This is a genomic window from Catenulispora acidiphila DSM 44928 (assembly GCF_000024025.1).
Classification (GTDB): Bacteria; Actinomycetota; Actinomycetes; order Streptomycetales; family Catenulisporaceae; genus Catenulispora; species Catenulispora acidiphila.
In genome coordinates this window covers 6,293,712-6,319,977 of the sequence record NC_013131.1, presented here as the reverse complement: position 1 = coordinate 6,319,977, position 26,266 = coordinate 6,293,712, and the positions used below count along the sequence as shown (strand labels likewise).

General features: G+C 68.5%; 17 protein-coding genes and 3 rRNA genes. 16 read left to right on the top strand and 4 right to left on the bottom strand.

All coding sequences use genetic code 11. From position 1 onward, the window contains the following. Positions 1-81: 81 nt before the first annotated feature. Complete coding sequence (pheS, locus tag CACI_RS27120; protein ID WP_015794066.1) at positions 82-1,224, top strand: phenylalanine--tRNA ligase subunit alpha; 1,143 nt, start codon at positions 82-84, stop codon at positions 1,222-1,224. Further along, entirely contained in the window at positions 1,224-3,728 is a 2,505-nt protein-coding gene (gene pheT / locus CACI_RS27115) for a phenylalanine--tRNA ligase subunit beta (protein ID WP_015794065.1), read from the top strand. The genes pheS and pheT overlap by 1 nt, the downstream gene beginning before the upstream one ends. Positions 3,729-3,854: 126 nt before the next feature. Here the strand turns inward: pheT and CACI_RS27110 are convergent, their stop codons facing one another. Beyond that, a complete protein-coding gene (locus CACI_RS27110) occupies positions 3,855-4,613 on the bottom strand; it encodes a class I SAM-dependent methyltransferase (protein ID WP_015794064.1) in 759 nt (252 codons plus the stop codon). 147 nt (positions 4,614-4,760) lie between these two features. Here CACI_RS27110 and CACI_RS27105 point away from each other — a divergent pair, with 147 nt between their 5' ends. Beyond that, positions 4,761-5,282, top strand: a complete 522-nt coding sequence (locus CACI_RS27105; protein ID WP_015794063.1) for a hypothetical protein — start codon at positions 4,761-4,763, stop codon at positions 5,280-5,282. Positions 5,283-5,355: 73 nt separating this feature from the next. Here the strand turns inward: CACI_RS27105 and CACI_RS27100 are convergent, their stop codons facing one another. From CACI_RS27100 to CACI_RS46105, 3 genes are all read right to left on the bottom strand, one after another. Next, positions 5,356-5,928 carry a GNAT family N-acetyltransferase gene (locus CACI_RS27100; RefSeq protein ID WP_015794062.1) on the bottom strand — a complete coding sequence of 191 codons (573 nt, stop codon included), beginning with the start codon at positions 5,926-5,928 and terminating at the stop codon, positions 5,356-5,358. A gap of 23 nt (positions 5,929-5,951) precedes the next feature. Further along, positions 5,952-6,338: a hypothetical protein gene (locus tag CACI_RS27095; RefSeq protein ID WP_015794061.1), complete on the bottom strand. Its 387-nt coding sequence runs from the start codon at positions 6,336-6,338 to the stop codon at positions 5,952-5,954. Between the two features lie 378 nt (positions 6,339-6,716). Beyond that, positions 6,717-9,674 carry an AfsR/SARP family transcriptional regulator gene (locus CACI_RS46105; RefSeq protein WP_190276635.1) on the bottom strand — a complete coding sequence of 986 codons (2,958 nt, stop codon included), beginning with the start codon at positions 9,672-9,674 and terminating at the stop codon, positions 6,717-6,719. A 261-nt stretch (positions 9,675-9,935) separates the two neighbouring features. On the opposite strand from CACI_RS46105, the gene argC reads away from it, so the two are divergent. The 13 genes from argC (at position 9,936) to rrf (ending at position 25,928) form a co-directional block, all read left to right on the top strand. Then, on the top strand, positions 9,936-10,964 hold the full coding sequence (gene argC / locus CACI_RS27085; protein WP_041542510.1) for an N-acetyl-gamma-glutamyl-phosphate reductase: 1,029 nt from the start codon (positions 9,936-9,938) through the stop codon (positions 10,962-10,964). A gap of 55 nt (positions 10,965-11,019) precedes the next feature. Further along, positions 11,020-12,171 (top strand): bifunctional glutamate N-acetyltransferase/amino-acid acetyltransferase ArgJ, encoded by a 1,152-nt coding sequence (gene argJ, locus CACI_RS27080; protein WP_015794058.1) that lies wholly within the window; start codon positions 11,020-11,022, stop codon positions 12,169-12,171. After that, positions 12,168-13,082, top strand: a complete 915-nt coding sequence (argB, locus tag CACI_RS27075; RefSeq protein WP_015794057.1) for an acetylglutamate kinase — start codon at positions 12,168-12,170, stop codon at positions 13,080-13,082. The genes argJ and argB overlap by 4 nt, the downstream gene beginning before the upstream one ends. Continuing rightward, a complete protein-coding gene (locus CACI_RS27070) occupies positions 13,079-14,389 on the top strand; it encodes an acetylornithine transaminase (protein WP_015794056.1) in 1,311 nt (436 codons plus the stop codon). The genes argB and CACI_RS27070 overlap by 4 nt, the downstream gene beginning before the upstream one ends. Before the next feature lie 3 nt (positions 14,390-14,392). After that, positions 14,393-15,319, top strand: coding sequence for an ornithine carbamoyltransferase (gene argF / locus CACI_RS27065; protein WP_015794055.1), 927 nt, complete (start codon positions 14,393-14,395; stop codon positions 15,317-15,319). Next, positions 15,316-15,822, top strand: coding sequence for an arginine repressor (locus CACI_RS27060; RefSeq protein ID WP_015794054.1), 507 nt, complete (start codon positions 15,316-15,318; stop codon positions 15,820-15,822). The genes argF and CACI_RS27060 overlap by 4 nt, the downstream gene beginning before the upstream one ends. 128 nt (positions 15,823-15,950) lie before the next feature. Then, positions 15,951-17,369 (top strand): argininosuccinate lyase, encoded by a 1,419-nt coding sequence (argH, locus tag CACI_RS27055; protein ID WP_015794053.1) that lies wholly within the window; start codon positions 15,951-15,953, stop codon positions 17,367-17,369. Positions 17,370-17,458: 89 nt separating this feature from the next. Continuing rightward, on the top strand, positions 17,459-17,983 hold the full coding sequence (locus CACI_RS27050) for a protein-tyrosine phosphatase family protein (protein ID WP_015794052.1): 525 nt from the start codon (positions 17,459-17,461) through the stop codon (positions 17,981-17,983). Between the two features lie 51 nt (positions 17,984-18,034). Continuing rightward, on the top strand, positions 18,035-18,655 hold the full coding sequence (locus tag CACI_RS27045; RefSeq protein ID WP_015794051.1) for a DNA-3-methyladenine glycosylase: 621 nt from the start codon (positions 18,035-18,037) through the stop codon (positions 18,653-18,655). Between the two features lie 91 nt (positions 18,656-18,746). After that, positions 18,747-20,009 carry a tyrosine--tRNA ligase gene (gene tyrS / locus CACI_RS27040; protein WP_015794050.1) on the top strand — a complete coding sequence of 421 codons (1,263 nt, stop codon included), beginning with the start codon at positions 18,747-18,749 and terminating at the stop codon, positions 20,007-20,009. A gap of 677 nt (positions 20,010-20,686) precedes the next feature. Further along, positions 20,687-22,205 (top strand): 16S ribosomal RNA (locus tag CACI_RS27035). Positions 22,206-22,550: 345 nt separating this feature from the next. Then, a 23S ribosomal RNA gene (locus CACI_RS27030) occupies positions 22,551-25,684 on the top strand. 127 nt (positions 25,685-25,811) lie between these two features. Further along, positions 25,812-25,928, top strand: a 5S ribosomal RNA gene (rrf, locus tag CACI_RS27025). Together the 16S, 23S and 5S rRNA genes form the textbook arrangement of a ribosomal RNA operon. Positions 25,929-26,266 lie beyond the last annotated feature (338 nt).

Here is a 26,266-nt window from a genome sequence, read left to right as displayed (position 1 = left end):
TTTGTTCCGTGACCCCTTTAGACTCGGCTGGTGAACCCCGCCGAGCTCGCGGGGCCATTAATCCATGGAGAAAACAACAACATGTCGGCACCGAACAAGTCGTACGACCCGGTGGAAGTCGAGGCGGTGAAGCCCGACGAGGTCGCCCGCCACCGGGCCGACGCGCTGGCCGCGATCGCCGCCGCGGCGTCGCTGGACGCCCTGCACCAGGTGAAGATCGCCGTGGCCGGCGACCGCGCGCCGCTGGCGCTGGCCAACCGGGAGATCGGCGCGCTGCCGCCGGCCGCCCGGGCCGAAGTCGGCAAGCGCATCGGCGAGGCCCGCGGCGCGGTGAAGGCCGCGCTGGCCGCGCGCCAGGAGGCGCTGGAGACCGAGCGCGACGCGCGGGTCCTGGTCGAGGAGGCCGTGGACGTCACGCTGCCCTGGGACCGCGCCCCGCGCGGCGCCCGGCACCCGCTGACCACGATCCAGGAGCGGATCGCGGACATCTTCGTGGCCATGGGCTACCAGGTGGTGGACGGTCCCGAGGTCGAGGCCGAGTGGTACAACTTCGACGCGCTCAACTTCCCGCCGGACCACCCGGTGCGGGACTTGCAGGACACGTTCTTCGTCGCCGGCAAGGGCCAGGACCAGGACCAGGACACAGAGGGCGCGGTCAGCGGGCTGGTCCTGCGCACCCACACCTCGCCGGTCCAGGCGCGCACGCTTCTGGCGCAGGGCGCGCCGGTCTACGCCGTCTCGCCGGGCCGCACCTACCGCACCGACGAGCTGGACGCCACGCACACCCCCGTGTTCAGCCAGATCGAGGGTCTGGCTGTTGACGAGGGCCTGACGATGGGCGACCTGAAGGGCACGCTGGACCACTGGGCCACGGCGATGTTCGGCGACGGTGTGGTGACCCGGCTGCGTCCGCACTTCTTCCCGTTCACCGAGCCCTCGGCCGAGGTCGACCTGCAGTGCTTCGTCTGCAAGGGCGCCTCGGTGGGCGACCCGGAGAACCCGTGCCGCACCTGCGGCTCGGAGGGCTGGATCGAGTGGGGCGGCTGCGGGATGGTCAACCCGCGCGTGCTGATCGCGTGCGGCGTGGACCCCGAGCGCTACAGCGGGTTCGCCTTCGGGATGGGTCTTGAGCGGAGCCTGATGTTCCTGAACAACGTCCAGGACATGCGGGACATGATCGAGGGAGACGTGCGCTTCACGCTCCCGTTCGGGATGGAGATCTGATGCATGTCCCCTACTCCTGGCTGCAGGACTACCTCACGCTGCCGGACGGGACCACCGCCTTCGCGGTCGCGGACAAGCTGACCCGGACCGGCGGCGGCAAGCTGGAGACCATCGCGCGGGTCGGCGAGGGCCTGACCGGGCCGCTGGTCGTCGGCAAGGTCGCCGCGATCGAGGAGCTGACCGGCTTCAAGAAGCCGATCCGGCACTGCCAGGTCGTCGTCACCGCCGCCGCCGAGGGTCCGGGTTCGGCCGCCGACCCGCAGCTGATCGTCTGCGGCGCCCGCAACTTCGCGGTCGGCGACCACGTGGTCGTGGCGCTGCCCGGCGCGGTGCTGCCCGGCGACTTCCGCATCGCCGCGCGCAAGACCTATGGCCGCGACTCCAACGGCATGATCTGCTCGGCGCGCGAGCTGGGCATGGGCGAGGATCACGACGGCATCATCGTGCTGCCGGCCGAATCGCCGGTCGGCGTGGACGCGATCGCCTACCTCGGGCTGGACGACGAGGTCATCGAATTCGAGGTCACCCCCGACCGCGGTTACACGCTGTCCCTGCGCGGGATCGCGCGGGAGGCGGCGACCGGGTTCGACGTCCCGTTCCAGGACCCGGCGGCGATCGAGGTGCCCGCGCCCGGCCCGGCCGGGCACCCGGTGGTCGTGGAGGACCCGGTCGGCTGCGACGTGTTCGTGGCGCAAACCGTCACCGGCATCGACCCGCAGGCGCCGTCCCCGCTGTGGATGCAGCGGCGGCTGCAGATGTCGGGGATGCGGCCGATCTCGCTGATCGTCGACATCGCCAACTACGTGATGCTGGAGCTGGGCCAGCCGATCCACACCTACGACCGGCAGCGGCTGTCCGGGCCGATCGTGGTGCGGCGCGCGGCCGTCGGCGAGGTGCTGGAGACGCTCGACGGCGCCAAGCGCCGGCTGGAGCCCTCCGACCTGCTGATCGTCGACGACTCCGGGCCGATCGGGCTGGCCGGCGTGATGGGCGGGGCGTCCACCGAGATCCATGACGGCTCCACCGAGGTCGTCGTCGAGGCCGCGCACTTCGAGGCCACCTCGATCGCGCGGACCGCACGGCGGCACAAGCTGTTCTCCGAGGCCTCCAAACGCTTCGAGCGCGGCACCGACCCGCAGGCCGCGGCCGCCGCGGCGCAGCGCGTGGCCGACCTGCTCGTCGAGCTGGCCGGCGGCACGGCGCTCGAGGGCGGCGTGACGGTGGTCGGCGAGGCGAGGCGCCCGGCGCCGATCACGATCCCGTGGACGTACCCGGGCCGCGTCGCAGGGGTCGAGTACACCCGCGAGGAGACCGAGCACCGGCTGCGCCAGGTCGGCTGCGATCTGGCCGCCGCCGGCGACGACGGGCTCGTGGTCACCCCGCCGAGCTGGCGTCCGGACCTGCGCGACCCGAGCGACCTGGCCGAGGAGGTGATCCGGCTGGAGGGCTTCGACCGGCTGCCCTCCACGCTGCCCAAGGCCGCCGCCGGCACCGGCTACACGCATCAGCAGCGCATCCGCCGCCGGGTCGGCACCGCGCTGGCCTCGGCCGGCTACTCCGAGGTGATCGCCTATCCGTTCCTGGGGCAGGCCGATCTGGACGCGCTCGGGCTGCCCGAGAACGACCCGCGGCGCTCCACCGTCGTGCTGGCGAACCCGATCTCCGAGGAGCAGCCGTCGATGCGCACGACGCTGCTGCCCGGGCTGCTGGCGGCGCTGCGGCGCAACGTCGGCCGGGGTTCGGCGGACCTGGCGCTGTTCGAGCAGGGTCTGGTGTTCCGGCCGCGCAAGGACGCGGCGCCTGTCGCGCCGCGTCTGACGGTCGAGCGCCGCCCGACGGACGAGGAGCTCGCCTCGCTCGACGCCGCGCTGCCGCTGCAGCCGCGCCGCGTCGCGGTGGTGCTCTCCGGTCTGCGCGAGCCCGCCGGCTGGTGGGGCGCCGGGCGTCCGGCCGGCTGGCAGGACGCGGTCGAGGCGGCGCGGATCATCGCCGACGCGTGCCGGGTCGAGCTGGAGGTCACACAGGACCAGCACGAGCCCTGGCACCCGGGGCGCTGCGCGCGCCTGGGGAGAGGCGGCCGCCTGGTCGGCCACGCCGGCGAGCTGCACCCGCGGGTCGTCGCCGAGCTGGGGCTGCCGCCGCGCACCGCCGCGATGGAGCTGGAGCTGGACCGGATGATCCCGGCCGAGGAGGTCCTGACGCAGGCGCCGAGGATCTCCTCGATGCCGGTCGCCACCCAGGACGTCGCGCTGGTCGTGGACGCCGGGATCGCCGAGCACACCGTCGAGGCGGCGCTGCGCGAGGGCGCCGGCGCGCTGCTGGAGTCGGTGCGGCTGTTCGACGTGTACACCGGCGAGCGCATCGGCGAGGGACGCAAGTCGCTGGCCTTCGCGCTGCGGTTCCGCGCGCCGGACCGGACGCTGACCGCCGAGGAGGCGACCGCGGCGCGCGACAGCGCGGTGGCGCTGGCGGCTTCGCGGACCGGGGCGGTGCTGCGGTCGTAGGGCTCTGAGGTCGGTCACCGGAAGCCGGGTCGCGCTGCTGTCAGCGGGACCCGGCTTCCTTGCGCTCATCAACTGTCTTATCGACTGTCCTGTCGGTGACTTGTCGGCGGTCTTATCAGCGTCTTATCAGCGGCGCTCGAAGCTCAGCAGCGGAGCCGGGTCGGCGGGCGCCGGGGCGTCCGGATCGGCCGCGACTGCCTGCTCCAGGCGCTCGAAGCCGGTCTCCATCTCCTCGGCCGTGAACTGGTTGAAGATGGAGTGCGTGCGCAGCCGCAGCCGGTCGAGCATCTCGCCGTAGGTGCCGGGGGAGGGCTCGGTGAACGGTCCGAAGGTGCGGACGCGCCAGCCGGCGGTGCTGAAGGTCTCGATGACCTGGTGCAGCGGAGGGAACAGCGCGGCGTCCTTCTCGAAGCCGTTCGGGAAGTGCTCCAGCCACCAGATCCACGGCATCTGGTCGCCGTAGCCGGACCGGATGATCAGGCGTCCGCCGGGCCGGACGACCCGGGCGAGTTCGCGCGCCGCCCTCGGTTTGTCCAGGACGTGGTGCCAGGACAGCAGCAGCATGGCGTAGTCGGCGCCGGCGGTCGGCACCGGGATGTCCTCGGCGGAGCCCGCGAGGTACCGGACGTCAGGGTGCTGGGACTGCGACTGCGCGACCTCGCGCATCCGGTCGGACGGCTCGATCCCGGTCACCGGTCCGAACGCGCTCGCCAGCGCCGGGGCGAACCGGCCCGTCCCGGAGCCGACGTCCAGACCGGTCAGCGGACGGCCCTGGGGCAGCAGCGCGCGGAAGGCTCCGATCCACGCCTCCATCTGCTCCTTCGTCAGGGCACGGCCGCGCGCGTAGTCCTGATACTGCTCCGTGTCGTAGTTGGTCCGTCTCATGCCTCAGGCTCCTTTGTATCTTGTCGATGTATCGGCCCGATACATCGAGAAGATAGGGTGCCGCGTGGGGCGAGCGCAAGAAACCCGGCGGAACCCGGCGGAGACCACTGACAAGAGATGTCAGGGAAGGGGGTCCATCGTGGAGCCATGACCACGACCGAGAACCCGATCGCCGACGGCCGCCACGACTTCGACTTCCTGGCCGGGACCTGGAAGGTCGAGCACCGCAAGCTCGTCGCCATGGCCGACCCGCACTGCACCGAGTGGGTGGAGTTCGAAGGCGTCCAGTGGATGCGCCAGACCCTCGGCGGCCTGGGCAACGTCGACAACCTCACGATCGAGAAGATGCCGGACGGCAGCCGCTACGAGGGCATGTCCCTGTGCCTGTTCGACCCCGAGAGCGGACAGTGGAGCATCTGGTGGGCCTCCACCATCGCCCCCGGCCGCCTCGACCCGCCGGTCAAGGGCCGCTGGACCGGCACGCACGGCGTCTTCGAATGCTCCGACACCCTCGAGGGCACGCCGATCGAGGTCCGCCTCGACTGGGACGCCTTCGACGCCGACACCGCGCGGTGGGAGCAGTCGTTCTCCTTCGACGGCGGCCAGACCTGGGTGCACAACTGGCGGATGTCGTTCACGCGGATCTCGCATGAGGCGCTGGCGGCTTAGGGCGCCGCCGCCCGCGTCATCGCGCCGCGGACCTCATCATCGTGCCGCTGCCCGCGTCATCGTGCCGCGGACCTCACGGCGTCACCCAGTACTGACTCAGCCCCGACTCCCCGGGCGAGGTCGGCTCGGCGTGCGCTTCGCGGTCCAGGCGGTAGCCGAGGCGGCGGGGGACCGCGGCGCTGCGGACGTTCGCGGCGTCGCAGTGGATCTCGACGCGCTCGACGCCGGGCAGGGCCAGGGCGATGTCGGTGACGCGGGCGGCGGCGCGGGTCATCACGCCGCGGCCGGTGGCGTCGCTGCGCAGCCAGTAGCCGATCTCCAGGCCGCCGGGGCCGATCCGGTCCATCAGGCCGATGGTGCCGATGAGGTGGCCGCCGGCGTCGATGATCAGCCAGTTGAAGGCCGTCTGCGCGGTCCAGCCGGTCTCGGAGCGCTCGATGAAGTCCCGCTGCGAAGCGATCTCCACCGGCTCGGTGCACCACGGCATCCACGGGTGCAGCTCGGCGAAGCTGGCCTTGACCGCCTCGTGCAGCGCCTCGGTGTCCTCGGCGGTGGCACGGCGCAGGTGGTAGCCGTCCAGATCGATCGTCTCCGGCGGGACGACGCCTGGTGCCAATGCCTTCGGGGAGTCAGATGCCGCAGTCATACGTCGTGATCTTTGCGCGGTGATCAGCCCTCCGCAAGGGTTTTCCACTGCCCGTTGCGTGACAGCAGGTCATAGTGCCGTGACCGCTCGTCCCACCGGGTCAACAGGGCGCGGTCGGCGTCGGGGACGACCGCGGTGAAGACCTCCTCGCCGGCGAAGGCGCGCACCGCGTCCCAGTCGAAGAAGTACATGATGGTGCTGAACTCGACCTCGGCGGCTGCCGATGACGCGCCGCCGCCGCCGATCACGCCGTCGCCCGCGTCAGGGTCGTGCCGCATCACGTCGATCCCGAGCATCCCCGGTGTCTGCTCGCCGTTGACGGACTCCCCGGTGATCTCCTCGCGCAGCAGCGCTTCGTAGGCGTCGGCGTTCTCCGGCGTGGTCCAGCCCCGCCAGACTCTGATGATCATCACGTATCCCATCGGTCGACGACGACGTGCCGAAGTACTACCCGCGCATCGATGGTCTTGCGCCCCGCAGTCGCCGCGCAAGCCAAACGCAAGCACGCTCGCCCAGAATGGGTGTCAACCAGGGAACACACGGTGTGACCTGGCGAGGGGAGGGGTTCCACCGGATCCGCATCGGGGGCCGGGGGGACCCAGGGGGGACTGAGCACGCGGTCTGCCCGCCGTGGGGCGGCGGGCAGACCGCGGTCTGCGCACGGACACCTGGTCGGCCGGTCGGAGGGGGCCGGCCGAACTGGAGCGCCGGCTGCTCGGCCTGCCGTTGCTCAGTCTTGTGAGGTTCAGCCCTGCGATGCGCGACGCCAGACGCCTGACGTGCGACGCTCAGCCCTGCGCCGCCTCGTCCAGCTCGGCGATCGACGCCGCGAGATCGGCGGCATAGCCGTGCCGGCCGAGCGTCAGGAAGATCTCGCGAGCCTCCGACCACGCGCACCGCGCGTGATCACGCTGCCCCAACAGAGCCCGTGCCTCGCCGAGCGCCCACAGCGCGTACCCCTCGCCGTCCCGGTTGCCGATGAAGCGATGGAGCTCCAAAGCCTTGTCGATGCAGGGGATGCCCTCCTCGGCGCGACCGTTCTTCGCGTGCAGCTTCCCGAGGTTGCCCCAGGCGATCGCCAGACGCGGCGTATCCCCGACCTCCTCGGCGGCGGCGAGCAACCGCGGATACAGCTCCAGCGCCGCCTCCGGTTGTCCGGAGTCGCGCAACGACTCGGTCAGCGCCAGCATCACCGACACCCGCAGGCTGGCCAGGAAAGGCGTCGTCGGCAGCGCGTCCAGTTCTGCCAGCGACGCGGTCAGTCGCTCGGCCGCCTCGCCGGGCCGGCCGCTCTGCGCCACCGTGATCGCCGCGTTGATGCGCGCCTGCGCCACGCGCTCGGCGAGCCCGGCCGCCTCGTAGTGCGGCACCGCCTCGGCGAACGTGGCGATCGCCTCGTCGAACCGCCCGAGCGCGCCGTACACGATCGCCAGGCTGTTCAACTGCACGCCGGCCACCTCCGGCTCGCCGAGCTTCACCGCCGCCTCGACGCCGGCCCGCAGCGGTTCTTCGAGTTCTTCGACGCGCCCTCGGGTTCGGAAGCTTTGCAGCAGCACCATCGGCAGTGCCGCGGCGGTCGCGAAGTCGTCCTGGGCCATGGCGGCGGCAGCGGCCTCGAGCAATCCCGCGGACTCCCGGTCGAACCAGTCCCCGGCTTCGGTCCGGTCGGCGAACGGCGCCGGGGACGCGTCCGGAATCCATTCCTCCCACGCCAGCTTCGGTCGGTTGGGGTCGAACAATCGGTCCGCAGCCGCCGCGCCGGCCAGACACCACGCCGTCCAGCGCCCGACGGCCGCCGAGCGCGCGTCGTCGGCGTCGGTCGCCGCGGCGTGCTCGCGCGCCAACTCCTGGATCAGCGGATGGAACGCGAACCGGTCCGGCGCCGCCGCCTCCAGCAGCGAGACCTGGACCAGGTGCTCCACCGCCGAGTCGGCGTCGAACTCGTCGACGTCCAGCACCGCCGCGGCCGCCGGCAGGCTGAACCGCTCGCCGCCGATCAGGCTCAGCAGCCGGAAGGCGCGCGCCAGATCCACGTCACGACCCGCCGCGCCGTAGTTGAGCGCCAGATAGCTCTCCTCCAGCGGCCCGCGCAGCGCAGACCGCTCGGCATCAGCTGCCGGAGACTCCTCGCGCAGCGCCACGCCGCCCGCGACATCCGCCGGCTCTGCCTCTTCATGCGCCGCAGTCTCTTCGTGCGCGCCAGCCTCTTTGTGCGCCGCAGTCTCCTGATGCAGCGCCACGCCGCCCTCAACGCTCGCTGCCGCAGCCTCCTGATGCAGCGCGTCGATCCCCTCCAGCCGCTTCCCGACCGCCTCCAGCCGCGCGACCAGCGACGCGATGCTCCGTCCCCGCCGCAGTGCCAGCCGCGCGCCGCAGATCCGCAGCGCGATCGGCAGCCCGCCGCACGCCTCGACCAGCCGCGCGAGCGCCTCGGGCTCGGCGGCGGTCCGGTCGGCGCCGATGATGTTCCCCACCATCGCAGCGGCCTGTTCCGCCGACAGCCGCCCGAGCTCCACCGGAACGTGTCCGGCCAGCCCCGGCAGCCGCCGCCGACTGGTCACCACGACCGCGGCCGGCGCGCTCGCCGGCAGCAGCCGCCGGATCTGCGCCGGGTCCGTGGCATCGTCGAGGACCAGCAGGACCCGCCGATCAGCCAGCGTGCTGCGCAGCAACGCCGTGCGCCGGTCCGGGTCGCCCGGGATCTCGGCGACGCCGAGCGCGCGCAGCACCTCGGCGACCAGCTCGGTCGGCCGACGCGGCGCGCGCAGCCCGCCGAGCCGCACGAAGACCTGGCCGTCCGGGAAGTCCGGACGCAGCCGCTGCCCGAGCCGCACCGCGAACGAGGTCTTGCCGATCCCGCCGGGACCGGTGACCACCACGACCGCCGGCGGATTTCCGGGCTCCGGCGCGGTGAGCACCTTCGCGAGAGCGGCGAGCTGGTCCTCGCGTCCGGTGAAGTCCGGCAGGTCGGCGGGCAGCAGACGCGGGGCGGCCGGGCGGTCGTCGTCCTCGCGCAGAATCTCCAGGAAGGCGGCCTTCAGCTGCTCGCCCGGCTCGATGCCCGCTTCCTCGACCAGGACGCGGCGCACGCGCTGGTACTCGGCCAGCGCCTCGGCGCGCCTGCCGTCCGCCGCCAGGGCGCCGAGCAGCAGCGCGGCGGGACGCTCCCGGAAGGGGTTCTCGGCGACCAAGACCCGCAGTTGTGGCACAACCGCCGCCGCCCGCCCGAGCCGGACCTCGGCCTCGAACAACTCCTCGCGCGTCTGCAGCTCTTGCTCGTCCCAATAGCGGACGGCATCGTCGCGCCAGGGTCCGCTCGGCACATCCGCCAACGGCGCGCCCCGCCACAACGCCAGCGCCTCGCTGTAGGAGGCGGTCGCGCTCTCCAGGTCGCCGCGCGTCATCGCCGCCCTCGCGCGGTTGCGCAGCGCGCGGAACACCTCGATGTCCAGCTCGCCGTCGTGCAGCTCGACGGTGTACCCGGAGCTGTGCGTGCGGATCCGGTCCCCGAGCGGACCGAGCGCCGCCCGCAGCCGGCTCAGGTAGCTGTGCAGCGTCCCGGCGGCGCCGGCCGGCGGCTCCAGGTTCCAGACCTGCTCGGCCAGCTCGCCGGCGGCGACCGTGCGCGGCGCGGTGAGCAGCAGGGCGGCCAGCACCGCGCGCTGCCGCGCCGCGGCGATGGGACGCGGTCCGGCCGGGTCCTCGACCAGAAGGGGACCCAGGATGCCGAACCGTGTGCCTGACATGGGACCGGACAGTATTGGACCGGACATGGCCTGGGCAATTCCACAGCGGCGTCACGCTTTCGGGGACGCGGCCGGGCGGCGGAGCGTCCCCCGATCGGCGCACTCCCGGCGCGTGCCGCCCCCAGTCCGCCGAGGCTGGTGGTGCCACGTTTGTTCGGGCCGTCGCGCGCTCACGCACGGTGTCCCGGGTGTGTGCCGAAAGTGTCCCGGGGTTCAAGACAGGCTTTGCATACAGTTTCCGTATTCCGTATTCTCATGCACATGACCTACACGGCGGCGGTGGCCGGAGCCACCGGCTACGCGGGCGGCGAGCTGCTGCGGCTCCTGCTCGGGCATCCAGACTTCCAAATAGGCGCGCTCACCGCGGGGACGAGCGCCGGGACCCGATTGGGCGAGCACCAGCCGCATCTGGCGCCGCTGGCCGACCGCGTGGTCGCCGACACCACGCCGGAGACGCTGGCCGGGCACGACGTCGTCTTCCTCGCCCTGCCGCACGGACAGTCCGCCGCGATCGCCGAAGCGCTGGGACCGGACACCCTGATCGTCGACTGCGGCGCCGACTACCGCCTCGCCGACGCCGGGGTCTGGGAGAAGTTCTACGGCTCCCCGCACGCCGGGACCTGGCCCTACGGCCTGCCCGAGCTGCCCGGCGCGCGCGCCGCGCTCACCGGCGCCAAGCGGGTCGCCGTCCCCGGATGCTTCCCGACCGTCTCCACGCTCGCGCTCGCCCCGGCCGTCGGCGCCGGGCTGGTCGAGCCAGACGTGGTCGTGGTCGCCGCGACCGGGACCTCCGGCGCCGGCAAGTCCCTGAAGCCGAACCTGCTCGGCTCGGAGATCATGGGCAACGTCGCCGCGTACAACATCGGCGGCGTCCACCGGCACAGCCCGGAGATCGCGCAGAACCTCGGCGCGGTCGCGGGACAAGCGGTGACCGTGTCCTTCACGCCGCTGCTGGTCCCCATGCCGCGCGGGATCCTCGCCACCTGCACCGCGAAGGTGAAGCCGGGCGTCGGCGAAGAGCAGCTGCGGGACGCCTATCTGAAGGCGTACGGCGACGAGCCGTTCGTGACCGTCCTGCCGCAGGGGCAGCTGCCCACGACGGCCGCGGTCCTCGGAGCGAACACCGTGCAGATCCAGGTCGCGTTCGACGAGGCGGCCGGGCGCGCCGTCGTCGTCGGCGCGATCGACAACCTCACCAAGGGCACCGCCGGCGGCGCCCTGCAGTGCGCCAACCTCGCGCTCGGCCTGCCGGAGCCCGCCGGTCTGAGCACCGTCGGGATCGCGCCGTGAACCGGACCGCCGGCAGCGCGGACGCCGCGGACATCATGGGAGTGGGAGCCGAACAATGAGTGTCACCTCCGCGAAGGGCTTCCGGGCTTCCGGGATCGCCGCCGGAATCAAGGACTCCGGGAACCCGGACCTCGCGCTGGTCGTCAACGACGGTCCGCTGACCGCCGCCGCCGGCGTCTTCACCTCCAACCGCGTGAAGGCCGCCCCGGTCGTGTGGTCCGAGCAGGTCCTCAAGAGCGGCGCGGTCAAGGCCGTGGTCCTGAACTCCGGCGGCGCGAACGCCTGCACCGGCCCGGCCGGCTTCCAGGACACGCACAAGACCGCCGAGGAACTCGCCGCGCTGCTGGACGCCTCGGCCGCCGAGGTCGCCGTGTGCTCCACCGGCCTGATCGGCGTCCGGCTGCCGATGGAGGCGCTGCTGTCCGGGCTGAAGACCGCCGCCGGGGCGCTCGCCGCCGACGGCGGAGCGGCCGCCGCGACCGCGATCATGACCACCGACACCGTCGCCAAGACCGCCGAGGCGCGCGGCACCGGCTACGCCGTCGGCGGCATGGCCAAGGGCGCCGGGATGCTGGCGCCGGGTCTGGCCACGATGCTCGTCGTGCTGACCACCGACGCGGTGGCCGACGCCGGCGTGCTCGACTCCGTGCTGCGCGCCGCCACGAAGGTCACCTTCGACCGCGTCGACTCCGACGGCTGCATGTCCACGAACGACACCGTCCTGCTGCTCGCCTCCGGTGCCTCCGAGACCGTGCCGGACCTCGCCGAGTTCCAGGCCGCCGTCACCTCGGTGTGCGCCGACCTCGCGCGCCAGCTCATCGGCGACGCTGAAGGCGCGACCAAGGACATCGCCGTGGAGGTCGTCCGCGCCGCCAGCGAGGACGAGGCGGTCCAGGTCGCCAAGGCTGTCACCCGCAGCAACCTGTTCAAGTGCGCGATGTACGGCAACGACCCGAACTGGGGTCGGGTCCTGTCCGCGGTCGGGACCACCGACGCGGCGTTCGAGCCCGACCAGCTCTCGGTCGCCATCAACAACGTCTGGGTCTGCCGCGACGGCGGCGTCGGTGAGGACCGCGACCTGGTCGACCTGACCGGCCGCGAGGTCAAGGTCACCGTCGACCTCGCCGCCGGCACCTCCTCGGCGACCGTCTGGACCAACGACCTGACGCCCGGGTACGTCCACGAGAACTCGGCGTACTCCTCATGAGCACTGCGCAATCCCTCGCCGCCGCCGCCAGCGCGCGCCGGCACGACGCCCTGGCCAAGGCCGGCATCCTCACCGAAGCCCTGCCCTGGTTGTCGGCCCTGCACGGCAAGACCATCGTGGTGAAGTTCGGCGGCAACGCCATGATCGACAAGGAGCTGGAGGCGGCGTTCGCCAAGGACATCGTCTTCCTGCGCTACGCCGGTCTGCGGCCGGTTGTCGTGCACGGCGGCGGCCCGCAGATCAACGCCCAGCTGGACCGGCTCGGCATCGAGCACCGCTTCGCCGGCGGGCTGCGGGTCACCACCGACGAGACCATGGACGTGGTCCGCATGGTGCTCACCGGCCAGGTGCAGCGGGACATCGTCGGGATCATCAACACCCACGGCCCGTTCGCCGTCGGGATGTCCGGCGAGGACGCCGACACGCTCAAGGCGATCAAGCGGCACGCGGTCGTCGACGGCCAGAGCGTGGACATCGGCCGGGTCGGCGACATCGAGGCGGTCAACCCCGGCGCCATCAACGCCCTGCTGGACGACGGCCGCATCCCGGTCGTGTCCTCCATCGCCCGCGCCGCCGACGGCACCGGGGTCTACAACGTCAACGCCGACACCGCCGCCGCGGCGCTCGCCGTCGGGCTCGGCGCCGAGAAGCTGGTGGTCCTCACCGACGTCGAGGGCCTGTTCGCCGACTGGCCGGCCTCCGACGAGGTGATCAGCCGGCTGTCCGCCGACGAGCTCGCCGAGCTGCTGCCGACGCTGTCCGCCGGGATGGTGCCGAAGATGGAGGCCTGCCTGCGCGCGGTGCGCGGGGGCGTGCCGCGCGCGCACGTCCTGGACGGCCGGGTGCCGCACGCGCTGTTGCTGGAGGTTTTCACCGACGAGGGGATCGGAACGATGGTGGTGCCGGCATGAACGCCGTGGTCGCATCAGGCAATGCAGGCAAAGCAGGGCAGGAACACCCTGCGGTCGGCGAGACTGAGCTGTTTGGAGAGACCGGCTTGCCGGTCGTCGAGCCCGGATACGGCCAGGCCTGGACGGAGCGCTACAGCGAAGCGCTGATGAACACCTTCGGCGCGCCGCAGAAGGTGCTGGTGCGCGGCGAGGGCGTCTACGTCTGGGACGCCGATGGACGCCGCTACCTGGACCTGCTGGCCGGCATCGCGGTCAACGCCCTCGGGCACGCGCATCCGCTGATCGTGCAGGCCGTCACCACGCAGCTGACCACGCTCGGCCACATCTCGAACTTCTTCGCCTCCGCCCCGCAGATCGTGCTCGCCGAGCGCCTGGTCGAGCTGTTGGGGCAGGCCAACGACACCGACGCCCGGGTGTTCTTCTGCAACTCCGGCGCCGAGGCCAACGAGGCGGCGTTCAAGGTCGCGCGCCGCACCGGCCGCACCAAGATGGTCTCCACCGAGGGCTCCTTCCACGGCCGGACCATGGGAGCTCTGGCACTGACCGGCAAGGCGGCGATCCGCGAGCCGTTCGAGCCGCTGCCGGGGGACGTGTCCTTCGTGCCCTACGGCGACATCGCAGCGCTCGAAGCCGCGATCGACGACCAGACCGCGGCGTTCATCGTCGAGCCGATCCAGGGGGAGAAGGGCGTCATCACCGCGGCGCCCGGCTACCTGCGGGCGGCGCGCGAGATCACCGCGAGGCACGGCGCGCTGCTGATCCTCGACGAGGTGCAGACCGGCATCGGCCGCACCGGCAAGTGGTTCGGGCACAGCGGCACCGGCGTGGTCCCCGATGTGGTCACCCTGGCCAAGGGTCTCGGCGGCGGCATGCCGATCGGCGCGTGTGTGGGTCTGGGACGCGCCGCGTCGCTGCTCGGTCCCGGCCAGCACGGCTCCACTTACGCCGGCAACCCGGTCGCCTGTGCGGCGGGTCTGGCCGTGCTGCACGCGATCGAGCGCGACGACATCCTGGCGAACGTCCGGGCGGTCGGCGCGCACTTGACCGCCGGCGTCAAGGCTCTGAACCACCCGGCTGTCGCCGGAGTGCGCGGCGAGGGACTGCTGCTGGCGATCATGCTCAACGGTCCCTACTCCGCCGAGGCGGCCAAGGCCGCGCTGGACGCCGGATTCATCATCAACGCCCCGGCTCCCGACGCCATCCGCCTCGCCCCGCCGCTGATCCTGACCACCGCGCAGGCCGACGAGTTCCTGGCCGCGCTGCCCGCCCTGCTCGACACCGCCACCGCTTCTTCGAAGGACGCCTGAACCATGGTCCGCCACTTCCTCCGCGACGACGACCTGAGCCCCGCCGACCAGCAGCGGGTCCTGGACCTGGCCGCCGCGTTCAAGAAGGCTCCGCTGGACCACCAGGTGCTGGCCGGGCCGCTGGCGGTCGCCGTCATCTTCGACAAGCCCTCGACCCGCACCCGGGTCTCCTTCAGCGTCGGGATCGCCCAGCTCGGCGGCTACCCGCTGGTCATCGACTCCGGCAACAGCCAGCTCGGCCGGGGTGAGGAGATCGGCGACACCGCGCGGGTGCTGGAGCGGCAGGTCGCGGCGATCGTCTGGCGCACCTTCAGCCAGGCTCGGATCGAGGAGCTGGCCGCGGCGTCCTCGGTCCCGGTGATCAACGCCCTGACCGACGACTTCCACCCCTGCCAGATCCTCGCCGACCTGCAGACGGTGCGCGAGCACAAGGGGCACCTCGCCGGGCTCACCATGACCTACCTCGGCGACGCCGCCAACAACATGGCGAACTCCTACCTGCTCGGCGGCGCCACGGCGGGCATGCACGTGCGCGTCTGCGGACCGGCCGAATATCTGCCGCGGCCGGACATCGTCGCCGACGCCGAGCGGATCGCCTCCGCCACCGGCGGCTCGGTCGCGGTCACCACCGACGTCGCCGAGGCCTGCGCCGGAGCCGACGTTCTGGTCACCGACACCTGGGTCTCGATGGGGCAGGAGGACGAGAAGGCGGCGCGCGTGGAGATCTTCAAGCCCTACGCTCTCGACGAGGCCGCGCTGGCGCTCGGTGCCCCGGACGCGATAGTCCTTCACTGCCTCCCGGCGTATCGGGGCTATGAGATAGCGGCCTCGGTGATCGACGGCCCGCAGAGCGTGGTGTGGGACGAGGCGGAGAACAGGCTCCACGCGCAGAAGGCCCTGCTAGCTTTTCTGTTGGAGTCCTCCCTATGAGCGAAGCCACCGTCCCGCAGACCCGCACCGCGCGCCACCAGCGGATCGCTCTGCTGCTGGAGCGGCACTCCGTCCGCTCCCAGGCCGAGCTGGGCCGGCTGCTGGCCGAGGACGGCCTGTCGGTCACCCAGGCCACGCTGTCGCGCGACCTGGACGAGCTCGGCGCGGTCCGGGTGCGCGACGGTGCCAGCAACCTGGTGTACGCGATCCCGGCCGAGGGCGGCGACCGCACGCCGGTCGCCGCGCAGCCGGAGCCGGTGTTCGAGCACCGGCTGCACCGGCTGCTGGGCGAGTTGCTGGTCAGCGCCGAGGCCTCGGCGAACCTGGTGGTCGTGCGCACGCCTCCGGGCGCGGCGCAGTTCCTGGCCAGCGCCTTCGACAAGGCGCAGATCCCGGAGATCCTGGGCAGCATCGCCGGCGACGACACGGTGCTGCTGATCAGCCGCGATCCGGACGGCGGCACGGCGCTGGCGGCGAAGCTGCTGGCGGCGGCTGAGAACTGACGTTGTGACTCACTGACTGACGGACCTTCTGACTTTCTGACTTTTCGTACATCCCGGTCTCGGCCGGGTACTGACTTTCGTAGAGACCTGCGCGGCGCGCAGTGACCTGAATGGAAACGGCGAGGAACATGAGCAACCCGGCACCGAAGTCGCAGCTTTGGGGCTCCCGCTTCTCCGGCGGGCCGTCCGAGGCACTGGCCGCCCTGTCTGCGTCCGTGCACTTCGACTGGCGCCTGGCGCGGTACGACCTGGCCGGCTCGCGGGCCCACGCCCGCGTCCTGAACCGGGCCGGGCTGCTGAGCGGCACCGACCTGGCCGCGATGCTGGCCGGGCTGGACGCGCTGGAGGCCGACGTGGTCTCCGGGGCGTTCCTGCCCACGGTCGCCGACGAGGACTGCCACACCGCGCTGGAGCGCGGCCTGATCGAGAAGGTCGGCGCCGAACTCGGCGGCCGGCTGCGCGCCGGCCGCAGCCGCAACGACCAGATCGCCACCCTCGGCCGGATGTTCCTGCGCGACCACGCGCGGCAGATCGCCGCGCTGGTCGCGGACCTCCAGCAGGCGCTGATCGACCAGGCGTCGGCGCACCTGGACGTCGCCATGCCCGGCCGCACGCACCTGCAGCACGCGCAGCCGGTGCTGTTCGCGCACCATGTGCTGGCCCACGCCCAGGCGCTGTCCCGGGACGCCGAGCGGCTGCGGGACTGGGACAAGCGGGCCGACGTCTCGGCGTACGGCTCCGGCGCGCTGGCCGGCTCGACCCTCGGGCTGGACCCCGAGGCGGTCGCCGCCGACCTCGGCTTCTCGGCCAGCGCCGCGAACTCCATCGACGGCACCGCCTCGCGCGACGTGTTCGCCGAGTTCGCGTTCGTCACCGCGATGATCGGGATCGACGTCTCCCGGATCGCCGAGGAGATCATCTTGTGGACCACGAAGGAGTTCTCCTTCGTGACCCTGGACGACGCCTTCGCCACCGGCTCCTCGATCATGCCGCAGAAGAAGAACCCGGACATCGCCGAGCTGGCGCGCGGCAAGTCCGGCCGGCTGATCGGCAACCTGACCGGCCTGCTGGCCACGCTCAAGGCCCTGCCGCTGGCGTACAACCGGGACCTGCAGGAGGACAAGGAGCCGGTGTTCGACTCCGTCGACACGCTGGAGGTCCTGCTGCCGGCGTTCACCGGGATGATCGCGACGATGACCGTGCACGGCGACCGCATGGCGGCGCTGGCGCCGGAGGGCTTCTCGCTGGCCACGGACGTCGCCGAGTGGCTGGTGCGGCAGGGCGTGCCGTTCCGGGTCGCGCACGAGGTCGCCGGCGGCTCGGTGCGGTACTGCGAGGAGCGCGGCATCACGCTGGAGGAGCTGACTGACGCCCAGCTCGCGGAGATCTCGCCGCTGCTGACGCCGAACGTCAAGGAGGTCTTGAGCGTCGAGGGCTCGCTGGCCTCGCGCGACGGCCGGGGCGGCACGGCGCCCAAGCGGGTCGCCGAGCAGCTGGAGGCGCTGGTGGGCGCCGTCGCCGAGCAGCGGGAGTGGGCCGGGCGCTGACGACTTCACGCCGAATGCGTCGCTGAGAGTAGTCTTTCGGCGACGCATTCGGCATTCTGTGAGGCATCTTTCACGGAGGGGGAGTCGCTTTGCGGACGACTGGGCGCGGGCGGGATCACGGCGACTGGGACGACGTCCCGCGTGAGCCGTGGTCGGAGGTGGCGCCGCGGCTGTGGATGGGCGGCCACGAGTACATAGCGGGCGACGGGGAGTGGACTACGGCTGTAGTGGCCGACCAGTTCGACGTCGTCTATAGCCTGCACTTCAGGGAGGGGTACGGACCGGGCACCGGAGTGGACCACCATGTGCTGGAGGTGCCAGACGACGTGCTGACTGCGCGACAGATCTTCGCAGTGGAGAAGTTCGCGGCGTCGGCGGCGCTGGACTACGCCGCCGGGCGGCGGGTGCTGGTGCGGTGCCGGGCTGGGATGAACCGCTCGGGGCTGGTTGTCGCTGAGGTGCTTATACGGTGCGGCTATACAGCTCCGGACGCTATAGCGATGATCCGCAGGCGGCGTGCGGCTGGGGCGCTGAGCAACCTGTCTTTCGTGGCGTACCTGGAGACCGGGTTGGGGCTGGCGGCTGAGCTTTCGGCGCTGGGGACCGGTAGCTGAGGGGCCCGGTTTCCGCTGAAGGCTGTGGGCGTCGCGTGATTGACTCTTGGGATGCCTGTCGTGCCGCGCTCGTTCTTCTCGCGTCCTGCTGAGGACGTCGCCCCGGACCTTCTCGGGTGTCTGCTGGTTCGGGACAGTGCGGAGGGGCGTCGTGTCTTGCGCATTACCGAGGTCGAGGCGTACGCCGGTCCGTTGGATCCCGCCTCCCACGGCTATAGAGGGAAGACTCCGCGGACCGCAGTAATGTTCGGGCCTCCCGGGTTCTTGTACGTCTACTTCACCTACGGCATGCATTACTGCATCAACTTCGTCTGTAGTCCTGACGAGGAGTGTTCGGCGGTCCTTATCCGTGCCGGGGAGATCGTCGAGGGAGTCGATCTGGCACGCGTTGCACGGAGCGGTTCGACGGACCGAGACCTGGCGCGCGGTCCGGCGCGGCTCACCAAGGCGCTCGGTCTGGGTCGGGAGGACAACGGTCGCGACCTGTGCGACGGCGGTGCGTTGACGGTCCTGGAGCGTGAGTCCTCGGACTTCACTGTGGCCACCGGTCCGCGGGTCGGAGTGTCGACCGCTACCGAGATCCCTTGGCGTTTCTGGATCGAGGGGGACAGGACGGTCAGCGCATATAAGGCGCACAAAGCGCGGGTGCGGCCGTCCGCCACGCCGTCCTGAGTCCGGAACGCGTTCGCTTGTGCGGTGTCCGATACGGCAGGCTGGTATCCGACACCGATCCATCCACTAGCGATGACCGCGAGGGATAACCGTGACCGACATCGTCGATGACCTGAAGTGGCACGGGCTGCTGGCCCTGTCCACGGACGAGGACGCGCTGCGTAAAGCGTTCGCCGACGGACCGGTCATCTTCTATGTGGGCTTCGACCCGACCGCTCCCAGCCTGCACTTCGGCAATCTGGTCCAGATGATCGCCGCCCGGCGCCTCCAGGAGGCCGGCCACACGCCGCTGATCCTGATCGGCGGCTCGACCGGACTGATCGGCGATCCCAAGCCGAACGCCGAGCGCACGCTGAACAGCAAGGAGACGGTCGCGGAGTGGGTCGTCCGGATCCGTGACCAGGTCTCCCGCTTCATCTCCTTCGAGGGACCCAACGCCGCGCGCGTGGTGAACAACCTCGACTGGACCGCGCCGATGTCCGCGATCGACTTCCTGCGGGACATCGGCAAGCACTTCCGCGTCGGGAAGATGCTCTCCAAGGACGCGGTGAGCGCGCGCCTGAACTCCGAAGCCGGAATCAGCTACACGGAGTTCAGCTACCAGGTCCTCCAAGGGATGGACTACTTGGAGCTGTACCGGCAGTACGGCTGCACCCTGCAGACCGGTGGCAGCGACCAGTGGGGCAACATCACCGCCGGCGTCGACCTGATCCACAAGGCCGAAGGCGTCTCGGTACACGCACTGGCGACACCGCTGCTGCTTAAGGCGGACGGTACGAAGTTCGGCAAGACCGAGTCCGGCACAGTGTGGCTCTCCGGGGACCTCATGACGCCGTACGCGTTCTACCAGTTCTTCCTGAACTCCGAAGACGCGATGGTGATCAGCTACCTGAAGGTCTTCAGCTTCCGGTCCCGCGAGGAGATCGAGGAGTTGGAACGCCTGACGATGGAGAAGCCACAGATGCGCGCGGCGCAGAAGGCGCTCGCCGAGGAGGTCACGACGCTGGTGCACGGAGCCGAGGCGACCGCACAGGTGATCGCGGCGTCCAAGGCGCTGTTCGGGCAGGGCGACCTGACCGAGCTCGACGAGCCCACCCTGCGTGCGGCGCTGTCCGAGCTGCCCGGCACGAAGACCGCCGAACTGGTGCCCGTCGCCCAACTCCTGGCCGACACCGGCCTGGTCGTCAGCCGCGGCGCCGGCCGCCGCACCATCAACGAGGGCGGCGCGTACGTGAACAACCGCAAGATCGAGGCCGAGGACGAAGCGCCGACCAAGGAGGACCTCCTCCACGGCCGCTGGCTGGTCCTCCGGCGCGGCAAGCGGACCCTCGGCGCGGTCGAAGTCGGGGACTGAACCCCAGCTCGGGGCTGCCATTCACGGTCAGGTTGACGGGAAGGGCAGCCCCGCGTACAGTTTGTAGACGTTGCCCACCAGGCAGGATCAACGCAATCGCGGGATCACTCCGGGTAACCATTCGAAGCGATACAACCTCCACGGCAAGTGCGGCGCTCTGTTCCGGTCTCCGGGACAGCAAAGCGACGCAGGTGCCGTGTCGGCGTCTTCGGATGCATCAGGACCCTGCAGGGCGCCGATTTGGTCGCCGGCCACAGTGTCCGATACAGTCTGGGAACCGCCAAGGAAACGGGAGATTAAATCCCGACCGAAGCGAATAGCAATTAAGCGCAAGCGAAATTGCGAAGAACGCGGAGGATCTGCTAAGATCTAAAGCGAAGCAAGAACAAAAGAAAAACAGCAAGACCTGACAACGCCGGGTCGCAGCCGATCGGAACGAGAGTTCCGGGACGAGTGGTTCGGGCGTCTGTTTCTTGAGAACTCAACAGTGTGTGACGAATTGTGATGCCATGCGGCCTCGGTCCTGCGCTCCGTCTTTTTGATGTGAGCGGTGGTCCGAGTGTCTTGAACACATGGTTGGTAGACGCTCCCGACCCCCGTTGGGATGTCGGTCTACTTGCCAGGTGACTCTTCTGACACCGATTGCCGACCTTATTCCGGTCGGCTGGTGATAATCATCAATGGAGAGTTTGATCCTGGCTCAGGACGAACGCTGGCGGCGTGCTTAACACATGCAAGTCGAACGGTGAACCGCTTTCGGGCGGGGATCAGTGGCGAACGGGTGAGTAACACGTGGGTAACCTGCCCTCCACTCTGGGATAACTCCGGGAAACCGGGGCTAATACCGGATACGACTCGAGGCGGCATCGCCTCGGGTGGAAAGTTTTTCGGTGGAGGATGGACCCGCGGCCTATCAGCTTGTTGGTGGGGTAACGGCCTACCAAGGCGATGACGGGTAGCCGGCCTGAGAGGGCGACCGGCCACACTGGGACTGAGACACGGCCCAGACTCCTACGGGAGGCAGCAGTGGGGAATATTGCACAATGGGCGAAAGCCTGATGCAGCGACGCCGCGTGAGGGATGACGGCCTTCGGGTTGTAAACCTCTTTCAGCAGGGACGAAGCGCAAGTGACTGTACCTGCAGAAGAAGCACCGGCTAACTACGTGCCAGCAGCCGCGGTAATACGTAGGGTGCGAGCGTTGTCCGGAATTATTGGGCGTAAAGAGCTTGTAGGTGGCTCGTTGCGTCGGGAGTGAAAACCCGCGGCTTAACCGCGGGCCTGCTTCCGATACGGGCGAGCTAGAGTTCGGCAGGGGAGACTGGAATTCCTGGTGTAGCGGTGGAATGCGCAGATATCAGGAGGAACACCGGTGGCGAAGGCGGGTCTCTGGGCCGATACTGACACTGAGAAGCGAAAGCGTGGGGAGCGAACAGGATTAGATACCCTGGTAGTCCACGCCGTAAACGTTGGGAACTAGGTGTGGGGTCCATTCCACGGGCTCTGTGCCGCAGCTAACGCATTAAGTTCCCCGCCTGGGGAGTACGGCCGCAAGGCTAAAACTCAAAGGAATTGACGGGGGCCCGCACAAGCGGCGGAGCATGTGGCTTAATTCGATGCAACGCGAAGAACCTTACCTGGGCTTGACATGTTCGGTCTACCTGCAGAGATGTGGGGTGCTTTTGCGCCGTTCACAGGTGGTGCATGGTTGTCGTCAGCTCGTGTCGTGAGATGTTGGGTTAAGTCCCGCAACGAGCGCAACCCTCGTTCCATGTTGCCAGCGCGTTATGGCGGGGACTCATGGGAGACTGCCGGGGTCAACTCGGAGGAAGGTGGGGACGACGTCAAATCATCATGCCCCTTATGTCCAGGGCTGCACACATGCTACAATGGCCGGTACAGAGGGCTGCGATACCGCAAGGTGGAGCGAATCCCAAAAAGCCGGTCTCAGTTCGGATCGGGGTCTGCAACTCGACCCCGTGAAGTCGGAGTCGCTAGTAATCGCAGATCAGCAACGCTGCGGTGAATACGTTCCCGGGCCTTGTACACACCGCCCGTCACGTCACGAAAGTCGGTAACACCCGAAGCCGGTGGCCTAACCCCTTGTGGGAGGGAGCCGTCGAAGGTGGGACCGGCGATTGGGACGAAGTCGTAACAAGGTAGCCGTACCGGAAGGTGCGGCTGGATCACCTCCTTTCTAAGGAGCCTCTCGAACCCCAGCGCCCACGACATCGTGGGCCGGCCGTCGTGCCGCACGGCTGGTGTTCGCAGAGCAGTCCGGTTGATCACCCATTCGTGGTGGTGCCGGCGCTCATGGGTGGAACATCACAGAGAAGTCACACACTGTTGGGTCCTGAGGAAACAGCGGAGCCGGTTCTCGGAATCTTCGAGGCCGGCCGTTGTCTTCTTCAGAGCCGGATCGCTCGACGATCGCATACCGGGTCTTTTTCCTTTGTGGAAGAGACTGGCTGGTGCGCATCAAAGGTCGGGTGGTGAGCCGGTGGGTGTTTGAGATCTGAACAGTGGATGCGAGCATCTTTGTGGCCAAGTTTTTAAGGGCGCACGGTGGATGCCTTGGCACCAGGAGCCGATGAAGGACGTGGTAGACCGCGAAAGGCCTCGGGGAGCTGTCAAACGAGCTGTGATCCGAGGGTGTCCGAATGGGGGAACCCGGCCGTATGTGAGTGCGGTCACCCACGCCTGAATATATAGGGCGTGTGGAGGGAACGACGGGAAGTGAAACATCTCAGTACCGTCAGGAAGAGAAAACAACAGTGATTCCGGGAGTAGTGGCGAGCGAAACCGGATGAGGCTAAACCGTTTGCGTGTGATACCCGGCAGGGGTTGCGCAGGCGGGGTCGTGGGACTTTTCTATCAGGTCTGCCGGTCTGGTACAGAGTAAGAAACCAGTTGTGTAGTCGAAGGCGATGCGAAAGCGCCGGCATAGTGGGTAATACCCCCGTAGACGAAACATGGCTGGCTCTGGAGAAGTATCCCAAGTAGCACGGGGCCCGAGAAATCCCGTGTGAATCTGGCGGGACCACCCGCTAAGCCTGAATACTCCCTGGTGACCGATAGCGGACTAGTACCGTGAGGGAAAGGTGAAAAGTACCCCGGGAGGGGAGTGAAAGAGTACCTGAAACCGTGTGCCTACAAGCCGTGGGAGCTCCGCCAGGCCGGATTTATCCGGTTCTGGTCGTGACCGCGTGCCTTTTGAAGAATGAGCCTGCGAGTTAGCGTTGTGTGGCGAGGTTAACCCGGGTGGGGTAGCCGTAGCGAAAGCGAGTCCGAATAGGGCGTTTGAGTCGCATGACCTAGACCCGAAGCGTGGTGATCTAGCCATGGGCAGGGTGAAGCGCGGGTAAGACCGCGTGGAGGCCCGAACCCACCAGGGTTGAAAACCTGGGGGATGACCTGTGGTTAGGGGTGAAAGGCCAATCAAACCACGTGATAGCTGGTTCTCCCCGAAATGCATTTAGGTGCAGCGTCGTGTGTTTCTTCCCGGAGGTAGAGCACTGGATGGTCTAGGGGGCCTACAAGCTTACCGAAATCAGCCAAACTCCGAATGCCGGTGAAGTGATAGCGCGGCAGTGAGACGGCGGGGGATAAGCTTCGTCGTCGAGAGGGAAACAGCCCAGAACACCGGCTAAGGCCCCTAAGCGTGTGCTAAGTGGGAAAGGATGTGGAGTCGCATAGACAACCAGGAGGTTGGCTTAGAAGCAGCCACCCTTGAAAGAGTGCGTAATAGCTCACTGGTCAAGTGATTCCGCGCCGACAATGTAGCGGGGCTCAAGTACACCGCCGAAGCCGTGTCATTCATACATGAAGCCCGTCGCCCTAGTAAGGTGGCCAGGCGTATGGATGGGTAGGGGAGCGTCGTGCAGCCAGTGAAGTCCCGGGGTGACCCAGGGGTGGAGGCTGCACGAGTGAGAATGCAGGCATGAGTAGCGAATGCGACGTGAGAAACGTCGCCGCCGGATGACCAAGGGTTCCTGGGCCAGGCTAATCCGCCCAGGGTGAGTCGGGACCTAAGGCGAGGCCGACAGGCGTAGTCGATGGACAACGGGTTGATATTCCCGTACCCGCGAAGGTCCGCCCCATGTTGAGCCGGACGATGCTAAACCCGTTAAGCCCCCTGACGCCTTCGGGTGTTGGGTGTGGTGGAGCCGGTGACCCGAGTCCGTAGTAGGCAAGCGATGGTGTGACGCAGGAAGGTAGCCCAACCCGGGCGGTGGTTGTCCCGGGGTAAGGATGTAGGACGTACGGTAGGCAAATCCGCCGTGCATATAGTCTGAGATCTGATGCCGAGCCCGTAGGGGCGAAGTGGGTGATCCTATGCTGCCGAGAAAAGCATCTAGCGAGGACCAAGCGGCCCGTACCCCAAACCGACACAGGTGGTCAGGTAGAGAATACCGAGGCGATCGGGTGAACCGTGGTTAAGGAACTCGGCAAAATACCTCCGTAACTTCGGGAGAAGGAGGGCTCTCTTTGGTGAACACCCTTGCGGTGTGAGCTGGGGGGAGTCGCAGAGACCAGCGAGAAGCGACTGTTTACTAAAAACACAGGTCCGTGCGAAGTCGCAAGACGATGTATACGGACTGACGCCTGCCCGGTGCTGGAACGTTAAGGGGACCGGTTAGGAAGCGATTCCGAAGCTGAGAACTTAAGCGCCAGTAAACGGCGGTGGTAACTATAACCATCCTAAGGTAGCGAAATTCCTTGTCGGGTAAGTTCCGACCTGCACGAATGGCGTAACGACTTCTCGACTGTCTCAACCACGGACCCGGCGAAATTGCACTACGAGTAAAGATGCTCGTTTCGCGCAGCAGGACGGAAAGACCCCAGGACCTTCACTATAGCTTGATATTGGTGTTCGACTCGGTTTGTGTAGGATAGGTGGGAGGCTGTGAAGTCCGGACGCTAGTTCGGGTGGAGCCGGCGTTGAAATACCACTCTGATCGTGTTGGATGTCTAACCTCGGTCCGTGATCCGGATCAGGGACAGTGTCTGGTGGGTAGTTTAACTGGGGCGGTTGCCTCCTAAAGAGTAACGGAGGCGCCCAAAGGTTCCCTCAGCCTGGTTGGCAATCAGGTGGCGAGTGCAAGTGCACAAGGGGGCTTGACTGTGAGACCGACAGGTCGAGCAGGTGCGAAAGCAGGGACTAGTGATCCGGCCATGGCTTGTGGAAGCGTGGTCGCTCAACGGATAAAAGGTACCCTGGGGATAACAGGCTGATCTTCCCCAAGAGTCCATATCGACGGGATGGTTTGGCACCTCGATGTCGGCTCGTCGCATCCTGGGGCTGGAGTAGGTCCCAAGGGTTGGGCTGTTCGCCCATTAAAGCGGTACGCGAGCTGGGTTTAGAACGTCGTGAGACAGTTCGGTCCCTATCCGCTGCGCGCGCAGGAGACTTGAGAAGGGCTGTCCCTAGTACGAGAGGACCGGGATGGACGGACCTCTGGTGTGCCAGTTGTTCTGCCAAGAGCATGGCTGGTTGGCTACGTTCGGGAAGGATAACCGCTGAAAGCATCTAAGCGGGAAACCTGCTTCAAGATGAGGTCTCCCACCCACTTGATGGGGTAAGGCTCCCGGTAGACCACCGGGTTGATAGGCCGGGCGTGGAAGCATCGTGAGGTGTGGAGCGGACCGGTACTAATAGGCCGAGGGCTTGACCACAAAGCTGATTCTTTTGCATGTGTGAAGTTTCTTGCTGCTCGCATCCACTGTTTAGATCTGAGACCCCTACTGGCCTCGGCATCGCCTCTTGTGTGGGGTGTGTGTCGGCTGGTTTGTCTCGTGTTGTTACGGCCGCCATAGCGGTGGGGAAACGCCCGGTCCCATTCCGAACCCGGAAGCTAAGCCCGCCAGCGCCGATGGTACTGCCAGGGGGACCTGGTGGGAGAGTAGGACGCGGCCGGACTAAAATTCACGAAGCCCCCTCCGGGATGCCCGGAGGGGGCTTCGTCGCGTTTGGCCCTTTCTTCCGAGGTGCGGGAGGATGGACCCCGACTCATCACAGGAACAGGAGCTGGATCCTCATGTCACCATCTTCGGACCGTCGCCCGGGCCGCTCCGACCGGGACCGCGACCGAGGCCAGGGCGCCCGCGGCGACGGCGACAACCGCCGCCCCGCCGACGACCGTTCAGGCCGCACCGGCGCCGGCGACCGAGGCGGCCGCCCCGGCTCGGGCTCCGCGTATGGTGACCGCTCCGGCTACGGCGATCGCCCCGCGCGCGACAACCGCGACTCCGGCGGCA